Genomic DNA, 19023 nt, shown 5'->3' with positions numbered 1-19023 from the left:
TCTTAGGCGTTTTAGCACCTGTGGCAGAACCTGCCTCCAACAGCCATTTTGGTCAATACCCTGAAAGTAAACGGGTAAATAATGATTGTTATTCTGGGTTGATGAGGGCTGTGGTATTGAGGACTGAAAGATTACAACCAATGATATGGGATAATCTGGATAAAACAGGGAATCGACTATGCCCGCGAACACGGCTATTAAGTATCTCCACCGACTGACGACGGTCATTCTTGCACTGTTGGTAGCGGGATTCCTGCTGTATCAGCATTTCATCAACGGACCACCAGATGACAGCCTAGCCTATAAGAAACAGATATCTGAAAACATGTGGCTCTATGTCACTAAATACGATGGTGGTGGGGCGACAGTCTCAGAAGTTTACCGTTACTACCTGGACGGCAGTTTACCGGGCGATGTATTGCCGCACCTGGCCGAGCGTCAGCCGTTTATGGTCACTGACGTGGGTAACGCTGCGGTCACTGGCTATGGCAGCATAGTAAACGTCAGAGTAACGGGGCGTGTGTACTCGTTCACGAATTCCGACCTGTTCTACAACGGCGATACCGCCATAATGCCCGTCATTAATCTGGACGCCAATGGCATCAGATAGTCACATCAACCCGGCCTCGCGCCGGGTTCTTGAGAGGGAAGTCAGAAGTCACAACGTATTGATTTATCTCTGTGTAGATGTGAACGGTGAAATAAAGGACTCTTACACTTGATTTAACATAATATACATTATGCGCACTAACACAGAATCAGGCCAAATCCAACGTTTTGCGGCTGTGATTGTGCACCTCAATAATCCGTCCGTTTTATCGCCATTATCTCAATCACGCCGTTTTTTACCACCACAGCTCTTGCACGACCGAACCGCCACTATCACTAAACGTCACCGTTGCCATTGCACCATTCACCAACGTCATTTGCGGCGGTATGTGTCCGATGTCTACGTCGTATAAAACCGGTATGTTGATATCCCCCAATGCGGATTGCAGCGCGTCGAGATAATTCTGTTGATTGTCACTGTCAGCGTTCGGCCCAGCACTTCGGCCAATCATGATGCCATTGATGCCGCTGAACCAGCCCTGTAAACGTAAACTGTATAATGCCCGCGTTAATTCACACGGACCCATTTCTACATTCTCAAAATAAAGAATGACGCCATCGCCAGCGCTCTGCTGTTTAAACGGTTCAATGCTGCCGAATTGGGTTCCGGCTATCCTGCCGATGATGTCCAGACATCCGCCAATTAATCGTCCAGTAAACGTGAGTCGCTCGCTTTTGCCATCAAGGCGTTTCCACACTGTTTTTTGAGTCAGATTGAAACCGGTGTCAGTTTCTGCTCCCCACTGGTTCTCCTCAACTTGATACTGTGCTGACGAATATTGAGTTACCGTGCTACCACGTTCGCTCTCCAGTACCGCCCAGATGCAACCTGTGGTTTCATCCAGTACTCTGGCGCCGAGCTCCATAAGGTTTGGGCCATGTGCGGTTGCCCAGCCGCTTAAGGTTGTCAGCGGTAAATGCAGCGTAGTCAGGTCTGAAAAACCTGAAAACCACTTTGGCTCAACCGCTTTTAATCTCTCGAAATCAATGCGTTCTAATATCTCGATGGCTAGATCGCCACCCCAGGGAGGCATTACGGCTTTGACCTCCGGGTCGCACAGAAACTGCATTAGCTCACTTGCCCGCAGCGCTTTATCCGCACTCTTATTCTTATGTTGCGAGCGCAAACACTGGCCTTCAACAACCCTAAGCCCTTTGGATTTTAAGGCATTAATGGCAAGATCAAGTCGAGCATGGCGATGCGCAGGAACGCCTGACGATGGCGCGGTTATCGCAATTAAATCGCCAGAAACTAATCTGGACGGGAAGCGTATTTTCATGGAATATTCCTTATTAACATTGAAATAACATATCCCATCAACCACTTGCCTAACAACGCCTAAGGATAATTGATATGTCCGACTGGAATCCAACGCTGTACATGCAGTTCGGGGCAGAACGCTCACGACCAGCCGCTGAACTGTTGGCGCGCATTCCGCTCAACGATGTTGCTTCGGCTCTCGATCTTGGCTGCGGGCCCGGCAACAGCACGGCATTACTTTATCAACGCTGGCCAAATGCCGCCATTACCGGCATCGACACTTCCCCTGCGATGCTCAGTGAAGCCCGAAATGCATTACCCGAATGCCATTTTGTTGAAGCGGATATACGATCTCTTCAGCCAGAAATACCGCCAGATCTGATTTATGCCAATGCCTCGCTGCAGTGGCTTTCGGATCACGACGAACTGTTCCCCAGACTTATCAGTCTACTGAAACATAATGGTTTTCTGGCAGTTCAGATGCCGTATAACTGGGAAGAACCCTCGCACGTTTTGATGCGTGAAGTGGCAAAAGAACAAGGCTACCCTAATCGCGGTCGCGACCCGCTGCCGAGCGTTCATCGCTACTATGATATTTTGAGTCAGGCGGGAAGCGAGGTTGATATCTGGCGTACAACCTATTATCACAAAATGAATTCGCACCAGGCGATTATCGATTGGGTCAGCGCCACTGGGCTGCGGCCGTGGCTGCAGGATCTGGATGAATCGCAGAAGCAGCAATTTTTAGCTCGTTACCACCAACGGCTGCAGGAACACTATCCGGTACAGCAAGATGACCAGATATTGCTGGCGTTCCCTCGCCTCTTTATAGTGGCGCAACGTAAATCATAACGCTCGGAAGATGTCAGCTAAGGGTGATGGCAAAGTTTTTTGCCAGCGCCCTTCTTCCCGCATCGGTAAAACGCACCTCCCGGTAGCCAGCAATTCGTTCAATCCAGCCATGATGCTCAAATGCAGCTAATAACGCCGCACCAGCGTTACCACCAAGATGCGGTCGTCGTTCGCTCCAGTCCAGACAGGCGCAGACCGTTTTGCGCCGGGTTTGTGCGGTAAGCGTGGCGCCAATTTGTCGAAAACCGGCTAATCCGACCGCTGAAAGTTCTGTGCCTTCCTCCGTAAACCAGCCCTTTTCCTGCATGAATGTATAGAGCCGGACGGCAACATCACCGGCCAGGTGATCGTAGCAGGTTCGCGCTTTTCGCAAATGGACTGGGGTCGTAATTGGCCTCGTCGGCTGTGCTCGCATGGACACGCCCATCAGCATTTCCAGCAGCGTCGCCACCTCGTTTCCGGCCAGACGGTAATAACGGTGGCGCCCCTGAGATAAACAGCTAATTAACTGCCCCTGCACTAATTTTGCCAGATGGGCGCTACCGGTTGATGGGGATATATCCGCGACGGCACTTAACTCAGTTGCCGTCCATGCTCGACCATCCATCAAAGCGCACAGCATGCTGATCCGCGACGGGTCAGCAATGGCGGCAGCCACTTCCGACATGGTGCTTTCAAGCGTCTTGCCATCAGCGTTTGCCGGGGCGATGTTAAGCGGTTTATTCATCCCATTGTCCGGTGGCTTGAGCGGCCAGTTCGTTATTATCGGTGAGTAAAATCAATCGATTGTCATGATCGCTGTATTGTACAAGTATGTTAATCCCGTGCTCGGACAGCGCAAAAGCAATATTGCCCAGTTCTCCGGGGCGCTCCTGCTTTTAACCGCCGGATAAGCGGTTTGCTTACCTTGCTGACCGGTATTCCCGAGGCCTCTAGCACTTCCCTGGCCCGCTCGCCGTTATTGACCAGAAAATGCGCATGGGATTCGTCACCGACGCTAAAAACGCCGCCGCCTTCAAGCCCTACGCCATTTTCCCCTAGCGTGGAACCTAAACGCGCCAGTTCTCCGGGACTATTACGCAGTATAACGTGGATATCAAACATGAGCGGCCTGCCTTGAGTCGGATGAATATTCACGAAGCACCTGGGCTACCCGAATACGGTAGTGGGCAAATATTGTTTCTTGCCCTTCTCTCTGTGCGGCCTGGTGCTGGGTATTTCTTTTCCACGCCAACACGGCGTCTTCATTTTCCCACCACGAGAGCGATAAGATTTTCCCTTCCGTCGTTAAACTTTGGAAGCGCTCGATGGCAATAAACCCTTCAACGTTGTCGAGTTCAGAACGAAGTTGGGCGGCAAGTTCAAGATATCGGGCCTGCTTTTCAGCAACGGCATTGGCTTCAAACAGTACGGCAATCATAGCGGTCTCCTCCAGATAAGTGAGACCACTATAAAGAGATGAAATGGCAATGCTTCGTTGGATAACGAAGTATGGCTGCGAAGTTAACGTAAATCATCCAGTAGGCTATCCATCCATTCAGCAAACACGCGAACCTTATGCGATAGATGTCTATGCGGATACATCAGCGAGAGCTGACGCCGAGGGCAAGGGTGATTGGGCAGCACTTCCACCAACTGACCCCTGTCGATATAGGGCTGTAAAAAGAAATTCATACCCTGTAATAAGCCGAGCCCTGCGAGACCGGCTGAAATATACACTTCGGAATTATCGAGGATAAGTTTCCCCGGCAGCGCGATTTCCGCAGTCCCCGTTGCCGTTTCAAAACGCCATGGCATGATCTGTCGGCTGCTACTATTGATCCAGTTTACCCCCTGGTGATGCGCCTTAAGATCATCCAGTGTTTCCGGCGTACCGTATCGGGCCAGATACTCCGGGCTGGCGCAGGTCGTCATTTTAATATTCCCCAACGGTCGAGCGACATAATCGCCATCGTCCAGGTCACCCATGCGCAGCACGCAGTCCAGCCCATCACGCAGCATATCCCGACGCATGTCTGAGCTGCTGAGGACTATCTCGAGATCCGGATGCCTGGCGTAAAACTGGGGTAATTTCGGCACCACCACCAGACGCGCAAAGGCGATGGGCATATCGACGCGTAGCTGACCATGCAACGGTTTTTCCGGTGCAAACGATGCCAGCAGATCGTCAGCCTGCGCCAATAGCGGCTTGCTGCGTCGGTAAAACTCTTCCCCTTCCGGCGTCAGATAAATACGCCGCGTGGTACGCTGCAATAGTCTCACCCCGCTCTCTTTTTCCAACAGCTGTAAGGCTTTGGTGACCGCCGGTCGGTGCAGCTGCAAATTTTCAGCCGCCTTACTGAAGCTACCCGAATCAATAATCTCAATAAAAATCTTAATATTTTCAAATAGATTTATCTGCATACGGCATGCCTTTGTGGAGTAAGTTCTTATTGTTATTTATTTAATAATAGTGATGCACTTTTTTCACTATTTTTCTTAATAATAAAGACGCCTACACTGCACGCATACCAGCCATTTTGCGCTGCGATTAGGAGATAACATCATGAAAAATAACCGTATCAGTCAGATTCTTGGCATTGAAAAACCTGTCATTCAGGGACCGCTGTCATGGCTCACCGATGCCCGCCTGGTTGCGGCCGTCAGCAACGCCGGTGGTTTGGGAGTGTTGGGGCCAAACGCCGGTTTAACGGCGGAAACGGCGGTCTCTACCCCGGAAGCCACGGCGGAGAAAATGCGTGAAGAGATCCGTAAAACCAAAAGATTGACCGACAAACCCTTTGGCGTGAACCTGATCCCAAGCCCGGAGAACGATATCTGGACGCCGGGTATTCTACAGGTCATCAAAGAAGAAGCGGTAAAAGTGGTGGTGTATACCGGCTATGGCCAGGGGGCGATTATCCCCGCGCTGTTCGAGGAACTAAAAGCAGCGGGTATTACGATTATCTACCGCGATATAAATCCTACCCCCGAAAACACCCGCGAAGCTGAGCGTGCCGGGGCGGATATTATCGTGGCAACGGGCTTCGATGAAGGCGGTACGCTGCCGGCGACGGCGCTCGGCACCTTTTCTATCGTGCCGCTGATTGCTGACGCTGTCGAACATGTCCCGGTGCTGGCCGCCGGAGGGATTGTTGATAAGCGCACGGCACGAGCGGCACATGCACTGGGCGCAGAGGGCGTGTTTGCGGGTTCCGTCTTTATCAGTACCGAAGAAAGTCGCGTTCCCCAAACCATTAAGGACAAAATTGTCGAGGCAAACGGCCTGGATCTGAATCTGTTCCGTACCCTGCCTGACTACTATCGTTCACTGCCAGGCAAGCTGACGTCAACGCTGGTTGAAATGGATAAAGCCGGTGCCAGCAAGGAAGAGATTGCCCATGTTATGGGCGGGCTGCGCGGCCTGCGTCTGGGGATGCTGGAAGGCAATACCGATGAAGGCTATATCGCCCTGGGAACCGGCATTGGGGGTATCCACCACGTGACGAGCGTGGCGGACGTGGTAGAACAACTGACAGCGTAAGCCCCTATTCATGCGGCCAGGTTTCAGCCCGGCCGCATTGCTATCAGGCAAACTTCAGGTAGACCTGTTCTCCCTCAATTTGCACCGGATAGGTGGCGATTCCTTCGGTTAACGGGCTGCACATCGCTTTGCCGGTTTTGATGCAAAAGCGCCCCTGATGCAACGGGCACTCAATTTCACCGTCCTCCAGAAAGCCATCGCTCAAACGTGCGTTGCCGTGAGAGCAAAGATTGGCGCTGGCAAATACCCCGTCTTCAGTGCGGTACAGCGCAATATCATGACCGTTCACGTCAATGCCGATGACATCATCTTCCGGCAAGTCGGCGAGTTCAGCGGCTAAAATCCAGTTATCAGACATCTACTCACCTCAGATTGGATAGATTAAGGAGTTTGGCACCAGTTCGCTGTCGAAAATGCACAGCCGGCTGGCAAAACGCAGCCCTTCTGCCGTTTGTACGACCTTATCCAGGTAGTAACCCACGTTGAACACTTCACTATGTCCGTCCGCTTTGGTTCGAAAGATGGCATAGTTGGTGCGGGCGATTATCCCTTCCTCGGTCATTGCCGTAATATGCGGAAGCCCCACCACGTGACGCTGATAATACGGGTCGTGGAACAGCGTCTCGGCCACGCCGTAGACTCTATCTTTCAACATCCCTTTGCTCTCCAGATTGATGGTGGAGAGCGGCAGTTTGCGGTCGTAGTTTTCGCGAGGGATCACCTTATACACACAATCATCGGTGAAGAGTTCGGTCCATTTATCCCATTCGGCGCGGTCTACGATATCGCTATATTCCGTTTGCAGCGTGACCAGTTGCTGCCAGATTTCACTGTTAATCATCATGTTTTAAATCTCCAGCACGCCGCGCCAGTAGTGGTACATCCCTCGGATTAAGGTTTCCGAGACCATGTGGTCGGTATTTTCATAGCCGGTGCCACCCATTTCCGCGATAGTGCGTTGGGACGGGTTCTGGCGTAACCCTTGCTGTGAAAATTCAACCACTTCGCCATCGTCGGCGGAGACAAACCCCGCCGGGCCGAATAGATTCGCCTGCTTCAGGCGGCGTTGAGTCATCTCCTCGGAGTCATCTGCGAAACCGAAGTGTGTCCAGACAAAATCGAATTCATTCGCCCCGCGGGGCTGGATATGACGCACCGACATCGAGTTCACGTTCTGCTGAATCACCAGGCTTGGGAACAGCGTCATCATCACCACCGTTGGGCCGTTCCACCACGGTTCCTCAACTACGTCGAGGAAGCTGGAGTCGTTCAGCTGCATCTGCTCTTTAAAGCTACTCACCCCTTGCGTTACCGCACTTTTCCCGCCGTTTCCTTTGCGGCTTATCATCGCCGCATGACGGTATTTATCATCCATTATCAGCTGCGAGCGGTTATCCGCGCGCCACAGGCCAAAGGTGACAAACCAGGTGTGCAGCAGCCCCGCGTGGTACGGATCCTTAATGTTTTCCTGCATCAGTTTCCAGTTGCCGGGAATGCGCTGGCGGTTATAGCCCAGCAGCTTTAGCTGACGGCCGCTGAATACGCGCTCGAAATAGGCCAGAATGTCCGGGCCGAGATAGTGCTCCAACTGTTCAACGTCGAATGAGAACGAGGCAAACACCACGCCGTTATGGCGGGCGACGTTGAGTTTTTTTAGCCCATGTTCAGACGGGTTAAAGTCTTTCGGCATGCCACCGTTCACTTTGCCGTCCTGCTTTACGCCCCGTCGGAACGGCACGCCCTGCAGGTTACCGTCAAGGTCATAGTTCCACTGGTGATAGGGGCACACAAAGTCGGTGCGATTCCCTGATTTTTCACGACAAAAGCGCATGCCACGGTGGGCGCAGAGGTTCTCAACCACGTTGATCTCGCCCTGCTGATTGCGCACCACGATGACCGAGCGTTCGCCAACCACGCTGCGAACAAAATCGCCCGGTTCAGGGATTTCAGCTTCCAGCGCCACGTAGCACCAGTGCTTCCCATAGAAGATTTTTTCCAGTTCGCGCTGGTAGATATCGTCGCGAGTGTAGGCCCAGAACGGTATCCGACTAGTGCCATCGTCAGGCCACAGTAAATTGTTTTGCGGTTCAGAGGTGAAGTTCATCGTGACTCCTTTTTGTTATCTATGCAGGTAAACGACATTACGATTGGTAATAAAACGCATCGGCGTGAATATCCTCTGCTCTTGCGCCCAACGCTTTTGCCTGAAGCGTCATCGCCTCAACCATCGCGGGCGGCCCGGCGGGATAAACCTTCCAGCCTGCCAGCGTCGGCAAATCCTGAATGACCGCAGCAGGTAATCTTCCGCTGCGGACACCCGATGCTGATGACTCCTGGCTTAACACCACTTGATATCGGAAGTTGCCGTATGTCTGTGCCAGCTCGTCCAGCATCTCAACGCCATAGAGATCTGCCGCCCAGCGGCTGCCGTAATAGAGGTGGATGGGGTTACGCATGCCGGCGGCCAGCGCGGAGCGGATAATGGATAGCTGCGGCGCAAGGCCCGTGCCGCAAGCGACGCAGAGTATCGGGCCTTCATGTTTCTGACGAAGCCAACTGGCACCCAGCGGGCCATTGAGCTTGATGGCGGTACCTGGTTCGAGCGTTTCCAGTAACCCTGGCGTGACCCGTCCATCGGCGACGATACGAATATGAAACTCCAGTTCGTCATCTTGCGGACAGCCCGCCATGGAATAACTACGCTGGCCGCCTCCTGGAAACGTCAACCGGACAAACTGCCCAGCGGACCAGGAAAACGGCTTGGCGGGTTTCAGGCGTAGACGCCATACGTCGTGACAAAGCGGCGTAAAAGAGACCACCGTGGTTTTGAGGGTACGCGCTGGATGCACCACAACTTCATCCGCAGGCGGAAGCTCAATGACGCTTGGTGACAACAGCGTGGCGCAGCAGGCCAGCACCTCACCCGTTTCCAGTTCTGGTGCATCGTCCGGCAGCGTATGAGCGACATCGCCCGATATCACCCGGCAGCGACAGGTCTGACAGCGCCCGGCCATGCAGCTGTAAGAGATGGGAATTTGGTGCTCACGTAATACATCCAACAGATTACTGCCGGGGGTAACGGCGACCTGACGACGAGACGGCATGAAATCCACTTGCATCACAGTTCCTTACCATTAATGTTGTTATTTTGTTAACGAATCGTATAAAGAAACGGAGCGGTGAGATATGCCGTGTGGTTTATAGCGGTTATTAATCGGATTGATAACGATATCTATGTCACGTTTAGCTGAAGTCGACCTGAACCTGCTGGTGCTCTTTCGCCATATGTACAATGAGCGCCATACCGGCAAAGTCGCCGAAATGATGGGCCTTACCCAACCTTCCGTCAGCCATGCTATTAAGCGCTTGCGGACGATGCTGGGCGATGAGCTGTTTGAAAAAGCATCCCGAGGGATGCGCCCTACGCCATATGCGGAAGCGATTGCCGGTGATGTGGATGAAATTCTCTGCGCGCTGGAAAAGACGCTGAACTACCGCAATAGTTTTAACCCGTGGGAAAGTCAGCGTGAGTTTCGCGTCGCGATGACCGACCTTGGGGAAATTTACCTGCTGCCCAGGCTGATGAATTTATTGAGCAAAGAAGCGCCCGGCGTGCGTATTACGACGGTTCGTGATACGGCAGTACCGCTAAAAACAGAGATGGAGAACGGTGGCGTGGATCTGGCTATTGGTTTGCTGCCGCAGCTTGAAGCCGGGTTTTATCAGCGTCGGCTCTTCGATCAACGCTATGTCTGCTTAATGCGTAAAGACCATCCGCTGAGCAATCAGTCCTTTGATGAGGCCGCCTTTCGCGAGGCGCAGCATATCAAGGTCATGGCGCAAGACTCCGGCCATAAACGTATTTTTGAGCTCTTTGCCAAAGCCGGTATTGCCGACCAGGGACAACTGTGTGTCCCCCATTTTATGGCGATTCCTTATATTCTGAGCGAAACCGATTTTATCGTCACGGTGACTGAAAAACTGGCGTTACAGACAGCGCAACGGTTTGGGCTGGTTATCCATACATTACCTTACGATCTGCCGACTATCCAGATTAACCTGTTCTGGCATAGCCATGTGCATCAGGATGCAGCCAACACCTGGTTACGCCGCTGTTTTATGCGTCTGTTTACCGAGTAACCAGCCGTTTTTATGTGACACTGTCACTTGTGAAGTCTTTTAATCCGTCAGGTAATAAAACCAGCTTCGTCAGCACGATTCGGGAACCAGCATGATCATTTTCAGCGCCCGGTTACTTGCCAACTGCCAGCTGAGCTGGCGATAGGTCAGATCGCCCCGCGTGGCATGATGAAAAACACGCTCGCCCCCTTCCCGCACAATAACCTGCTGCTGGGACCAGAATTCACGAAAATCGCTGCTGTTTTCACTCATTTGCTGCACAAACGCGTTGAGCGTGGTGTCGTTTGGATAATGAATAGCATCAGAACGAAGTTCCGCGACAATACGACGAGCACGCACCTCCCAGTTATCGACCAGCGCCCGGGCGAGCGGGTTCAGGAACATAAAGTGCATCATGTTCGGGGATTTTTCGCTATCGAGAAAGCCCTTAAACAACGTTTCGGCACCTTTATTCCATGACAGCACCTGCCAGGTGAGATCCAGTAAATAACAAGGCTCTGACACGGCGTATACGGCGGACAAAATGGTCTGCTCGACTGCGGGAACCTGCTCAACCAGCGGATCGCTTTTATGCGCCAACAAAAAAAGATATTCCCGCTCAGCAGGCTTGAGCTTGAGCGCAAAGGCAATTCCTGACAGCGTTTGAGCCGAAACGGTGATATTGCGCCCCTGTTCAAGCCAGGTATACCAGGTGGTGCTGATTCCACTCATCTGCGCCACCTCTTCCCGGCGCAGCCCTTTTGTTCTCCGGCGCGAAAGCACCGGGATCCCCAGCATTTCCGGCGAGGTATTTTCCCGTTTAACGCGTAAAAATGTCCCCAGCGCTTCTGGCCCTTTCAGTCCGGTGTTGTCCATGGTAGTAACTCGATATACCAGTATAAGTGCCAATATTGTACCCGTATTAATCCCGGCGTATAGTCCGTTTTAACAAGAACATAACAACAGAGGAAGACCGGTATGAGCAACCATCATGAAGCATTAGTGAAGTCCCAGTTTAGCGGTCAGGCTGCCGCTTATTTGCAGAGTAACGTCCACGCCCAGGGGGCTGATTTACGCCGTCTGGCCGAATGGCTGGCCGATGATGCGCAGGCACGCCTGTTGGACGTCGGCTGTGGTGCCGGGCATGCCAGCTTTACCGCCTCTCCTTTGGTCGCTGAAGTCACCGCGTATGATTTGTCCGAAGGGATGCTGGAAGTTGTGGAACTGGAAGCCCAAAAGCGCGGGATGGGTAATATCAGCTGTGCACAAGGTCCGGCGGAAATTCTACCTTTCGCGGATAACAGCTTTGATATTGTTATCAGCCGCTACTCTGCGCACCACTGGCATGATATTCAGGCGGCGTTGATGGAGATTCGCCGCGTCCTCAAACCTGGCGGCCGTTTTATCCTGATGGATATCGCATCTCCAGGTAAAGCGATGCTCAACGTCTGGTTGCAAACGGTCGAAATGCTGCGTGATCCATCGCACATTCATAACTACTCTCAGGGTGAATGGTTGTCGATGGTCAACAATCGCGGGATGGTGGTGGATAAATTGGTCGGCGATAAACTGCATCTGGAATTTTCATCCTGGGTGGCTCGAATGAAAACGCCAGAAAATATCGTCGAGGCTATCCGCTATTTGCAGGATAAAGTCTCTGATGAAGTGCGCGCGCATTTTGAGATTGCCGCCGACGGTAGCTTTGTCAGCGACACCATTATGTTTCAGGCGCGCTAAGTGCGGTTTGTCGCCAGGCTTTTGGGGATAAACCGGTTTCCCGCTTAAACGCGTTGCTAAACGCGCTAACCGAGGCGTACCCGAGCGTTTGTGCCACTTCAGCCACCTGCTCGCTCGCTTCGCTTAGCGCCTGTTCGGCAAGCCGCATGCGCCACTGTGTCAGATAGGCAATCGGGGTCATGCCTGCGGTTTGTCGGAAATGCTGCGCAAATACCGTACGCGACATGGCGCAGGCCTTTGCCAGTTCCTCCAGGTGCCACGCACGAGCCGGGTCGCCGTGCATCAGCTGCAACGCTGGCGTTAAGCGGCGGTCGCCCAACACCCGAAGCCAACCGACGGGCAGCGCCTCGTTATTCTGCAAGTGAGCGCGTAGGATTTGCACAAATAGCAGCTGCGCCAACTGCGTTGAAACCAGCTGTGAACCGGGCTGATGTTGAACACGTTCTTGTACTAGTTGATCCAAAAGCCAGCGGAACGATGAGGCCTGCGCTGAGTTTGCCGGTACATGAATCCACGGTGGTAGCACGTGGGTCAGCAACTTACCGCTGGTCGGGTTCAGCAGAACGTGACCGCCGATATGTTCAATGTCATTACCTTCACCAATGGGCGCATGCGGTTTGCCCGCGCCAAAGAACACGCTCATGGCATCAATAGGCTCGACGTCCGGATGGCTTGCCAGCACAAACTCGCGCTTCGCGCTGAGTAACCCGACATCACCGGTTGCGAATAAGATGGGTTCCGGTTCCCCTTCCAGCAATACCCAGCACTGACCGCGAAGAATGGCGAAGAATTTGATTTTATCTGGCGCAGGAAAACGCAGCGCCCACCGACCACCGGCGGTGAATCCACCGGTTACCAGCGATTCGGCATGCGTCAGTTTGAGGATGTCTGAAAACGGATCAATGTTCATTTCCGTACTATCGCGCAACTCAGACGCACTATCAAGCATTCACAATCTGACTACCGCTGCTTACTCTATGTCATATACCCATCGCATAAAGAGAATTGCATCATGAGTAAAGCACGCGTTTTAGTCACCGGCGGCACCGGTTTTATCGCTCAACACTGCATTATTTCCCTGCTTAATAACGGATATCAGGTACGTACCACCGTACGCTCCGCTGAGCGTGAAGAAGAGGTTCGCCGCAATTTACAGCAAGGCGGCGTTGAACCTGGCGCCGATCTTTCGTTCGTGGTGGCGGATCTGACCGCTGACAACGGCTGGGACGATGCCGTTGCGGGTTGTCGCTTCGTGATGCACGGTGCGTCTCCAACTCCTTCCGGCAGCCAGACTCAAGAGGCCGATTGGGTGAATCCGGCCATTGACGGCAATCTGCGCATACTGCGCGCCGCCCGCGATGCAGGCGTACAGCGCGTGGTGTTAACCTCGGCGTTTGGCGCTATCGGCGTGGGCCACCCGGCCGATTACCCTCGCCCATTTACCGAAAACGACTGGAGTGATGTCAGCGGCGATGTCTGGCCATACCAGAAATCAAAAACGCTGTCCGAACGCGCCGCGTGGGAGTTCATCGCCCGCGAAGGCAACGGTCTGGAACTCTCGGCAATTAATCCGGTCGCGGTGCTGGGGCCGGTATTGGGCGCTGACTATTCTCATTCCACCCGCATTATCAAAAACATGCTCGATGGCGAGCCGGGCTGCCCGAATATCAACTCCTGCTTTGTGGACGTGCGTGACGTTGCCGACCTGCACCTGTTGGCGATGACGCATCCGGCGGCCAACGGCGAGCGTTTTCTTGCCAGCGCTGGGCACAGCTTGACTATCCTCGATGTGGCGAACACGCTTCGCCAGGCGTTGGGGGATGTTGCAAGCAAAGTATCGACGCTGCCGATGAGCGATGAAATGGTGCGCGCCGCAGCGCAGAAAAATCCGGTAATGCTGGGAATGGTAAAACTGCTGGGGGTTGATATGAGTGTGAGCCATGAAAAAGCGACGACGTTACTGGGTTGGAAACCGCGTTCCCCGCAGGTGGCGATTGTCGCCACCGCCGAAAGCCTTATCGCACTTGGCCTGGTGTAGGCCTGATAAGCGCAGCGCCATCAGGCATTGCCCGGCACATTGCAGGATGTGCGGCGAAGCCTAATTCGGCCTACAAAAGCAGCATTGTTAGTTACAGTGTCACTATTATTTCCCCGACCTTTATATGGATGTGTTTCCCGGCGTCACTGCGCTCGGCCAAGCTACGTTCAGATTAGTAGCCCGGCCGAGCGTAGCGACGCCGGAGGAACCTTAAGCCTGACAAAAGTTATGCGCTCAATGTCGCCATATCGATAACAAAACGGTACTTCACATCGCTTTTGAGCATACGTTCAAACGCATCGTTAATGTTATGAATATCAATCATTTCTATATCGGCAGTGATGCCATGTTTACCGCAAAAATCGAGCATTTCCTGCGTTTCGGCAATCCCGCCAATACAGGAACCGGCAATAGAACGGCGACCCAGCAATAGCGGCAGCGTGCTCGACTCCGGCATATCGCCCAGCAGGCCAACAAAGACCAGCGTGCCGTCGAGCGTCAGGGTTGGCAGATAGGGATTGACCTCGTGAACGTACGGTACGGTATCAATAATCAGATCGAACTGATTTTGCACTTTCGCCATCTGGGCCGGGTCAGTAGACACCACGACGTGATGGGCACCAAGGCGACGAGCATCCGCCTCTTTACCAGGAGAACGGGTAAACAGCGTAACTTCCGCGCCCAGCGCGCTGGCCAGTTTGATGGCCATATGGCCTAATCCACCGAGGCCTACCACTGCCACTTTACTGTTGGCACCCACCTTCCAGTGACGCAGCGGCGACCAGGTGGTGATACCGGCGCACAGCAGCGGCGCGGCACCCTTTAAATCCATGTTTTCCGGGACGTGCAGCACAAAATCCTGGCTGGCAACAATCGTCTGAGAATAGCCGCCATAGGTGGTGGAATGGTCGTGACGATCCTGACCGTTGTAAGTCTGAACGTTACCCTCTTCACAGTACTGCTCAAGCCCGTGCTGGCACGGTTGGCAAACGCGACAAGAGTCAACCATGCAGCCAATCGCGGCCAGATCGCCCTGCTTAAACTTGGTCACACCCTTTCCAACGGTACGTACGCGACCGACAATTTCATGCCCGGGAACAATCGGATAGGTACTGAATCCCCAGTCGTTGCGCGCCTGGTGCAGGTCCGAATGGCATACGCCGCAGTAGAGAATATCGATAACCACGTCATCCGGGCGCGGTTCGCGGCGCTCGAAGGTGAATGGCGCTAGCGGTGTCGATGGGTTTGTAGCAGCATAACCTAACACTTTCATGACGTTACCTCGCATTACGTGTTTCATTTTCAGCCAGGGTACAACCTACAGCACATTGTTCACTGAAACTATGCCCACTGTTGCAATACCGTCATGAGCTTAGTTCATGAATACATCCCCGCCTTCACCATCGCACAAAGGGTTAATTGGCGATGTTATAAGCAATCGTGCGTTTTTTTGTGCTCTTACGCCCAATTTGTCAGCATCGTGTTAATCGTTGCTCTATAATCTTGCGCGCTGCAGTTTCTACCGGCCCGGCAAAGATGGCTGGATTGAAAGACAACGGAGTTACGTAAGATGTTACCAGGCAATAAAAATCGTTCCCTTTATATCCCCTATGCGGGGCCGGTTCTGTTGGAATTTCCCCTGCTGAATAAAGGCAGCGCGTTCAGTATGGAAGAACGCAGCAACTTCAACCTGCTCGGGCTGCTGCCTGAAGTGGTTGAGAGCATTGAGGAGCAGGCCGAACGTGCCTGGATCCAGTACCAGGGCTTTAAAACTGAAATCGACAAGCATATCTACCTGCGCAATATCCAGGACACTAACGAAACGCTGTTCTATCGCCTGGTAGAAAATCATCTTGATGAGATGATGCCGGTTATCTACACCCCAACCGTGGGTGCGGCTTGCGAACGTTTCTCTGAGATTTACCGCCGCGCCCGCGGTGTCTTTATCTCCTATCAGAATCGTCACAATATGGACGATATTCTGCAGAACGTACCAAACCACAATATCAAAGTGATTGTGGTGACCGACGGTGAGCGTATTCTCGGCCTGGGCGACCAGGGCATCGGCGGCATGGGTATTCCTATCGGTAAGCTTTCCCTGTACACCGCCTGTGGCGGCATCAGCCCGGCCTATACGCTGCCGGTGGTGCTGGATGTGGGTACCAATAACCAGCAGTTGCTGAACGACCCGCTGTACATGGGCTGTCGTAACCCGCGTATCAGCGACGACGAGTACTATCAGTTTGTCGATGATTTCATCCAGGCCGTGAAACACCGCTGGCCAAACGTGCTGCTGCAGTTTGAAGACTTCGCGCAGAAAAACGCGATGCCGCTGCTCAACCGCTACCGCGATGAGATCTGCTGCTTTAACGATGACATCCAGGGCACAGCGGCGGTTACCGCCGGTACGCTGATTGCGGCAAGCCGCGCGGCGGGCAGCCAGCTTAATGAGCAGAAAGTGGTCTTCCTGGGCGCAGGCTCTGCGGGCTGCGGTATCGCCGAGCAGATTATCGCTCAGATGCAGCGCGAAGGGTTGAGTGAGGAACAGGCGCGCAGCCGCGTATTTATGGTTGACCGCTTTGGCCTGCTGACCGACCAGATGCCTAACCTGCTTCCATTCCAGAGCAAACTGGCGCAGAAACAGGAAAAAATTCAGGGTTGGCAGCACGATAACGACGAGATTTCCCTGCTCGACGTGGTGCGCAACGTGAAGCCAAACATTTTGATCGGCGTTTCCGGCCAGACCGGGCTATTCACGGAAGAAATTATTCGTGAGATGCACAAGCACTGCCCACGTCCGATTGTGATGCCGCTGTCGAACCCAACTTCACGCGTTGAAGCTACGCCGCAAGACATCATCAGTTGGACCGACGGTCAGGCGCTGGTTGCCACCGGTAGCCCGTTCGCGCCGGTCACCTGGAAAGATACCGTCTATCCTATCGCTCAGTGCAACAACTCCTATATCTTCCCGGGAATTGGTCTGGGGGTGATTGCCTCGGGCGCGTCGCGTATTACTGACGAGATGCTGATGTCAGCAAGTGAAACGCTGGCCAAACACTCTCCGCTCGCGAACAACGGCGAAGGTCTGGTGCTGCCAGAGCTAAAAGACATTCATAAAGTCTCCCGCGCTATTGCGTTCGCGGTCGGTAAAATGGCCCAGCAACAAGGTGTCGCAACCAATACCTCCGCTGATGCCCTGCAAGAAGCGATTGATGAGAACTTCTGGCTGCCGGAATACCGCAGCTACCGTCGTACCTCCATCTAACTCGTAGCAAAATTGTAGCCCGGCCAAGCGCAGCGCCGCCGGGTTCATTCCTCGCGCCCCTGTAGAACAAAAGAAGATTGGCACGATAGTTAATGCTGATTATTTTACAGCCCTTATAATGTATGTTGTAACTAACATTATATTCACTAGATTAATATTCACATGGCCGCTACACTGCCATTACCTTTCAACCTGACAACATTAAAAGGAGGTTAATTATGCTGTACTGTGAAATTTTCAATGTTTCACATACATTTGGTGATCGCACCAGCTCAAGCGTTATCGGTTTCATGCTGCGATAACTTCTGCTTGAGCGAAGACACCAATCCCTAAACCCTTCCCTCGGGCTTACTTAGTTATCGTCAGCGATGTTTGACGAGGCATTCCCATGCCTGTAACTCTTGAGTAAGCAAATGAGCACATTATTAACTGCACAATCTCTTCATGTTGAGACGGCTTTCGGCCCTCTTTTTACAGACCTTTCTTTTACCCTGAAAAAAGGCGACCGCATTGGCCTTATCGGCTACAACGGCTGCGGCAAAAGTACCCTGTTACAGGTACTGGACGGCACGCTGATACCCTCTTCCGGGCGCGTCGCGTTGGCTAACCATTGTCTGATGGCTCGCGTAGAACAACATCTTCCCGCTGAACTATTCGACCGAACGCTGATCCAGGCCGTACTGGCACAGCTGCCGGAATCGGCTCGTGAAAGCCAACGCTGGCAAGCCGAGCGTTTGTTAACGGAAATGGGGTTCTCCCCCGCAGAGATAGATAACCCGGCGGCAACGCTGAGCGGCGGCCAGCACACGCGGTTGCTGTTGGCACGAGCGCTCATCCTGCAACCGGACCTGCTGCTGCTGGATGAACCGGGCAACCACCTCGACCTGCCAACGCTGCTGTGGTTGGAGAACTTCCTGAATAGCTGGAGCGGCAGCTTCGTACTGGTTTCACACGATAATCCGCTGCTGGATGCCGTCACTAATACCAGCTGGATTTTGCGTGATAAAACCCTGCACGCGTTTTCACTCCCCTGCACCAAAGCCCGTCAGGCGCTGGAAGAGCAGGATGAGAGCGATGCGCTGCGGCATAAGGCGGAACAAAAAGAGATCGACCGCGTCACCGCCAGTGCCAAACGGCTGGCCACCTGGGGACGGGTGTATGACAACGAAGATCTCTCGCGTAAAGCCAAGCAGATGGAAAAACAGGTTACGCGATTGAAGGAGAGCCAAACGGAACTCACCGCCGGCACGCCATGGACGCTCGCGCTCCACGGCGATGCGCTACGGGCAGACCGTCTGCTGGAAATGGACAACCTGCCCGTGCCGCCAGCACCAGGCCTACCGGCGCTGTTTACGACCGATGTTGCGCGGCTACAAAGCGGCGATCGCGTTGCCATTATGGGACGTAACGGCGGCGGTAAGTCCTCGCTGTTGCGCCTACTGTGGCGGCAGATGCAGCAGTCGTCGGCCGATGCCGGGCTGAAGCTTCATCCGCGCCTGAAGGCAGGTTATTACGATCAGACGCTGCACCAGTTAGCCGACGAAGATAGCCTCCTGGACGCACTTGAAGCATTTGAACCGTATGCAGAAACCCGAAAACGCGCGACTGATTTCAGCGGG

At 53.4% G+C, this 19023-nt stretch carries 19 protein-coding genes and 1 pseudogene; 8 read left to right on the top strand and 12 right to left on the bottom strand.

Features of this window, described 5'->3' with window-relative positions:
* Positions 1 to 178: 178 nt before the first annotated feature.
* Complete coding sequence (locus GKAS_RS17340) at positions 179 to 610, top strand: hypothetical protein (RefSeq protein WP_035896128.1); 432 nt, start codon at positions 179 to 181, stop codon at positions 608 to 610.
* Positions 611 to 845: 235 nt separating this feature from the next.
* Here GKAS_RS17340 and GKAS_RS17335 read toward each other — a convergent pair whose 3' ends face one another.
* Positions 846 to 1889: a S66 family peptidase gene (locus tag GKAS_RS17335; RefSeq protein WP_035896126.1), complete on the bottom strand. Its 1044-nt coding sequence runs from the start codon at positions 1887 to 1889 to the stop codon at positions 846 to 848.
* 74 nt (positions 1890 to 1963) lie between these two features.
* Between GKAS_RS17335 and tam the strand changes: the two genes are divergently transcribed.
* On the top strand, positions 1964 to 2722 hold the full coding sequence (tam, locus tag GKAS_RS17330) for a trans-aconitate 2-methyltransferase (RefSeq protein ID WP_035896125.1): 759 nt from the start codon (positions 1964 to 1966) through the stop codon (positions 2720 to 2722).
* A gap of 13 nt (positions 2723 to 2735) precedes the next feature.
* Here tam and GKAS_RS17325 read toward each other — a convergent pair whose 3' ends face one another.
* From GKAS_RS17325 to GKAS_RS17310, 4 genes and pseudogenes are all read right to left on the bottom strand, one after another.
* Positions 2736 to 3449, bottom strand: a complete 714-nt coding sequence (locus GKAS_RS17325) for an ArsR/SmtB family transcription factor (RefSeq protein ID WP_035896124.1) — start codon at positions 3447 to 3449, stop codon at positions 2736 to 2738.
* A pseudogene (locus GKAS_RS25355) lies at positions 3442 to 3826 on the bottom strand (amino acid-binding protein). Before GKAS_RS25355 ends, GKAS_RS17325 begins: the two are co-directional and overlap by 8 nt.
* Complete coding sequence (locus GKAS_RS17315) at positions 3819 to 4142, bottom strand: antibiotic biosynthesis monooxygenase family protein (protein WP_035896122.1); 324 nt, start codon at positions 4140 to 4142, stop codon at positions 3819 to 3821. Before GKAS_RS17315 ends, GKAS_RS25355 begins: the two are co-directional and overlap by 8 nt.
* Before the next feature lie 83 nt (positions 4143 to 4225).
* Positions 4226 to 5119 carry a LysR family transcriptional regulator gene (locus tag GKAS_RS17310; protein ID WP_167540422.1) on the bottom strand — a complete coding sequence of 298 codons (894 nt, stop codon included), beginning with the start codon at positions 5117 to 5119 and terminating at the stop codon, positions 4226 to 4228.
* 148 nt (positions 5120 to 5267) lie between these two features.
* On the opposite strand from GKAS_RS17310, the gene GKAS_RS17305 reads away from it, so the two are divergent.
* Positions 5268 to 6245, top strand: coding sequence for an NAD(P)H-dependent flavin oxidoreductase (locus tag GKAS_RS17305; RefSeq protein ID WP_035896120.1), 978 nt, complete (start codon positions 5268 to 5270; stop codon positions 6243 to 6245).
* Positions 6246 to 6288: 43 nt separating this feature from the next.
* On the opposite strand, the gene GKAS_RS17300 is transcribed toward GKAS_RS17305, so the two are convergent.
* From GKAS_RS17300 to GKAS_RS17285, 4 genes are read right to left on the bottom strand one after another with little or no spacing between them, the layout of a single operon-like run.
* On the bottom strand, positions 6289 to 6603 hold the full coding sequence (locus GKAS_RS17300) for a non-heme iron oxygenase ferredoxin subunit (protein ID WP_035896118.1): 315 nt from the start codon (positions 6601 to 6603) through the stop codon (positions 6289 to 6291).
* A gap of 9 nt (positions 6604 to 6612) precedes the next feature.
* Positions 6613 to 7089: an aromatic-ring-hydroxylating dioxygenase subunit beta gene (locus GKAS_RS17295; RefSeq protein ID WP_246870746.1), complete on the bottom strand. Its 477-nt coding sequence runs from the start codon at positions 7087 to 7089 to the stop codon at positions 6613 to 6615.
* A 3-nt stretch (positions 7090 to 7092) separates the two neighbouring features.
* Positions 7093 to 8349 carry an aromatic ring-hydroxylating dioxygenase subunit alpha gene (locus GKAS_RS17290; RefSeq protein WP_035896117.1) on the bottom strand — a complete coding sequence of 419 codons (1257 nt, stop codon included), beginning with the start codon at positions 8347 to 8349 and terminating at the stop codon, positions 7093 to 7095.
* A 37-nt stretch (positions 8350 to 8386) separates the two neighbouring features.
* A complete protein-coding gene (locus GKAS_RS17285) occupies positions 8387 to 9364 on the bottom strand; it encodes a 2Fe-2S iron-sulfur cluster-binding protein (protein WP_035896115.1) in 978 nt (325 codons plus the stop codon).
* A 115-nt stretch (positions 9365 to 9479) separates the two neighbouring features.
* On the opposite strand from GKAS_RS17285, the gene GKAS_RS17280 reads away from it, so the two are divergent.
* The gene (locus tag GKAS_RS17280) at positions 9480 to 10385 is read left to right on the top strand and encodes a LysR family transcriptional regulator (RefSeq protein ID WP_035896114.1); all 906 of its coding nucleotides are present in this window, start codon (positions 9480 to 9482) and stop codon (positions 10383 to 10385) included.
* 69 nt (positions 10386 to 10454) lie between these two features.
* On the opposite strand, the gene GKAS_RS17275 is transcribed toward GKAS_RS17280, so the two are convergent.
* Positions 10455 to 11240, bottom strand: coding sequence for a helix-turn-helix transcriptional regulator (locus GKAS_RS17275; RefSeq protein WP_035896113.1), 786 nt, complete (start codon positions 11238 to 11240; stop codon positions 10455 to 10457).
* 102 nt (positions 11241 to 11342) lie between these two features.
* On the opposite strand from GKAS_RS17275, the gene GKAS_RS17270 reads away from it, so the two are divergent.
* A complete protein-coding gene (locus GKAS_RS17270) occupies positions 11343 to 12101 on the top strand; it encodes a class I SAM-dependent methyltransferase (RefSeq protein WP_035896111.1) in 759 nt (252 codons plus the stop codon).
* On the opposite strand, the gene GKAS_RS17265 is transcribed toward GKAS_RS17270, so the two are convergent.
* On the bottom strand, positions 12082 to 13011 hold the full coding sequence (locus tag GKAS_RS17265; RefSeq protein ID WP_051910788.1) for an AraC family transcriptional regulator: 930 nt from the start codon (positions 13009 to 13011) through the stop codon (positions 12082 to 12084). The genes GKAS_RS17270 and GKAS_RS17265 overlap by 20 nt on opposite strands.
* A 102-nt stretch (positions 13012 to 13113) precedes the next feature.
* Between GKAS_RS17265 and GKAS_RS17260 the strand changes: the two genes are divergently transcribed.
* Positions 13114 to 14139 (top strand): SDR family oxidoreductase, encoded by a 1026-nt coding sequence (locus tag GKAS_RS17260; RefSeq protein ID WP_035896109.1) that lies wholly within the window; start codon positions 13114 to 13116, stop codon positions 14137 to 14139.
* 226 nt (positions 14140 to 14365) lie between these two features.
* Here the strand turns inward: GKAS_RS17260 and GKAS_RS17255 are convergent, their stop codons facing one another.
* Positions 14366 to 15412: an NAD(P)-dependent alcohol dehydrogenase gene (locus GKAS_RS17255; RefSeq protein WP_035896129.1), complete on the bottom strand. Its 1047-nt coding sequence runs from the start codon at positions 15410 to 15412 to the stop codon at positions 14366 to 14368.
* 297 nt (positions 15413 to 15709) lie between these two features.
* Here GKAS_RS17255 and GKAS_RS17250 point away from each other — a divergent pair, with 297 nt between their 5' ends.
* Both GKAS_RS17250 and GKAS_RS17245 read left to right on the top strand, forming a co-directional pair.
* On the top strand, positions 15710 to 17404 hold the full coding sequence (locus GKAS_RS17250; RefSeq protein WP_035896108.1) for an NAD-dependent malic enzyme: 1695 nt from the start codon (positions 15710 to 15712) through the stop codon (positions 17402 to 17404).
* 413 nt (positions 17405 to 17817) lie between these two features.
* Positions 17818 to 19023: ATP-binding cassette domain-containing protein (locus tag GKAS_RS17245; RefSeq protein ID WP_035896107.1), on the top strand; the 1206-nt coding region annotated here is incomplete at its 3' end.

The organism is Kluyvera ascorbata ATCC 33433 (assembly GCF_000735365.1).
GTDB lineage: Bacteria > Pseudomonadota > Gammaproteobacteria > Enterobacterales > Enterobacteriaceae > Kluyvera > Kluyvera ascorbata.
Note: the sequence above shows the minus strand (reverse complement) of the source record. Positions and strands in the feature narration are given on the sequence as shown.

Coding starts and splice junctions, on each gene's coding strand:
- GKAS_RS17275 (WP_035896113.1), bottom strand. CDS start 11,240: ATGGACAACACCGGACTGAAAGGGCCAGAAGCGCTGGGGACATTTTTA.
- GKAS_RS17340 (WP_035896128.1), top strand. CDS start 179: ATGCCCGCGAACACGGCTATTAAGTATCTCCACCGACTGACGACGGTC.
- GKAS_RS17305 (WP_035896120.1), top strand. CDS start 5,268: ATGAAAAATAACCGTATCAGTCAGATTCTTGGCATTGAAAAACCTGTC.
- GKAS_RS17270 (WP_035896111.1), top strand. CDS start 11,343: ATGAGCAACCATCATGAAGCATTAGTGAAGTCCCAGTTTAGCGGTCAG.
- tam (WP_035896125.1), top strand. CDS start 1,964: ATGTCCGACTGGAATCCAACGCTGTACATGCAGTTCGGGGCAGAACGC.
- GKAS_RS17315 (WP_035896122.1), bottom strand. CDS start 4,142: ATGATTGCCGTACTGTTTGAAGCCAATGCCGTTGCTGAAAAGCAGGCC.
- GKAS_RS17290 (WP_035896117.1), bottom strand. CDS start 8,349: ATGAACTTCACCTCTGAACCGCAAAACAATTTACTGTGGCCTGACGAT.
- GKAS_RS17260 (WP_035896109.1), top strand. CDS start 13,114: ATGAGTAAAGCACGCGTTTTAGTCACCGGCGGCACCGGTTTTATCGCT.
- GKAS_RS17300 (WP_035896118.1), bottom strand. CDS start 6,603: ATGTCTGATAACTGGATTTTAGCCGCTGAACTCGCCGACTTGCCGGAA.
- GKAS_RS17335 (WP_035896126.1), bottom strand. CDS start 1,889: ATGAAAATACGCTTCCCGTCCAGATTAGTTTCTGGCGATTTAATTGCG.
- GKAS_RS17255 (WP_035896129.1), bottom strand. CDS start 15,412: ATGAAAGTGTTAGGTTATGCTGCTACAAACCCATCGACACCGCTAGCG.
- GKAS_RS17280 (WP_035896114.1), top strand. CDS start 9,480: ATGTCACGTTTAGCTGAAGTCGACCTGAACCTGCTGGTGCTCTTTCGC.
- GKAS_RS17285 (WP_035896115.1), bottom strand. CDS start 9,364: ATGCAAGTGGATTTCATGCCGTCTCGTCGTCAGGTCGCCGTTACCCCC.
- GKAS_RS17265 (WP_051910788.1), bottom strand. CDS start 13,011: ATGAACATTGATCCGTTTTCAGACATCCTCAAACTGACGCATGCCGAA.
- GKAS_RS17295 (WP_246870746.1), bottom strand. CDS start 7,089: ATGATGATTAACAGTGAAATCTGGCAGCAACTGGTCACGCTGCAAACG.
- GKAS_RS17250 (WP_035896108.1), top strand. CDS start 15,710: ATGTTACCAGGCAATAAAAATCGTTCCCTTTATATCCCCTATGCGGGG.
- GKAS_RS17325 (WP_035896124.1), bottom strand. CDS start 3,449: ATGAATAAACCGCTTAACATCGCCCCGGCAAACGCTGATGGCAAGACG.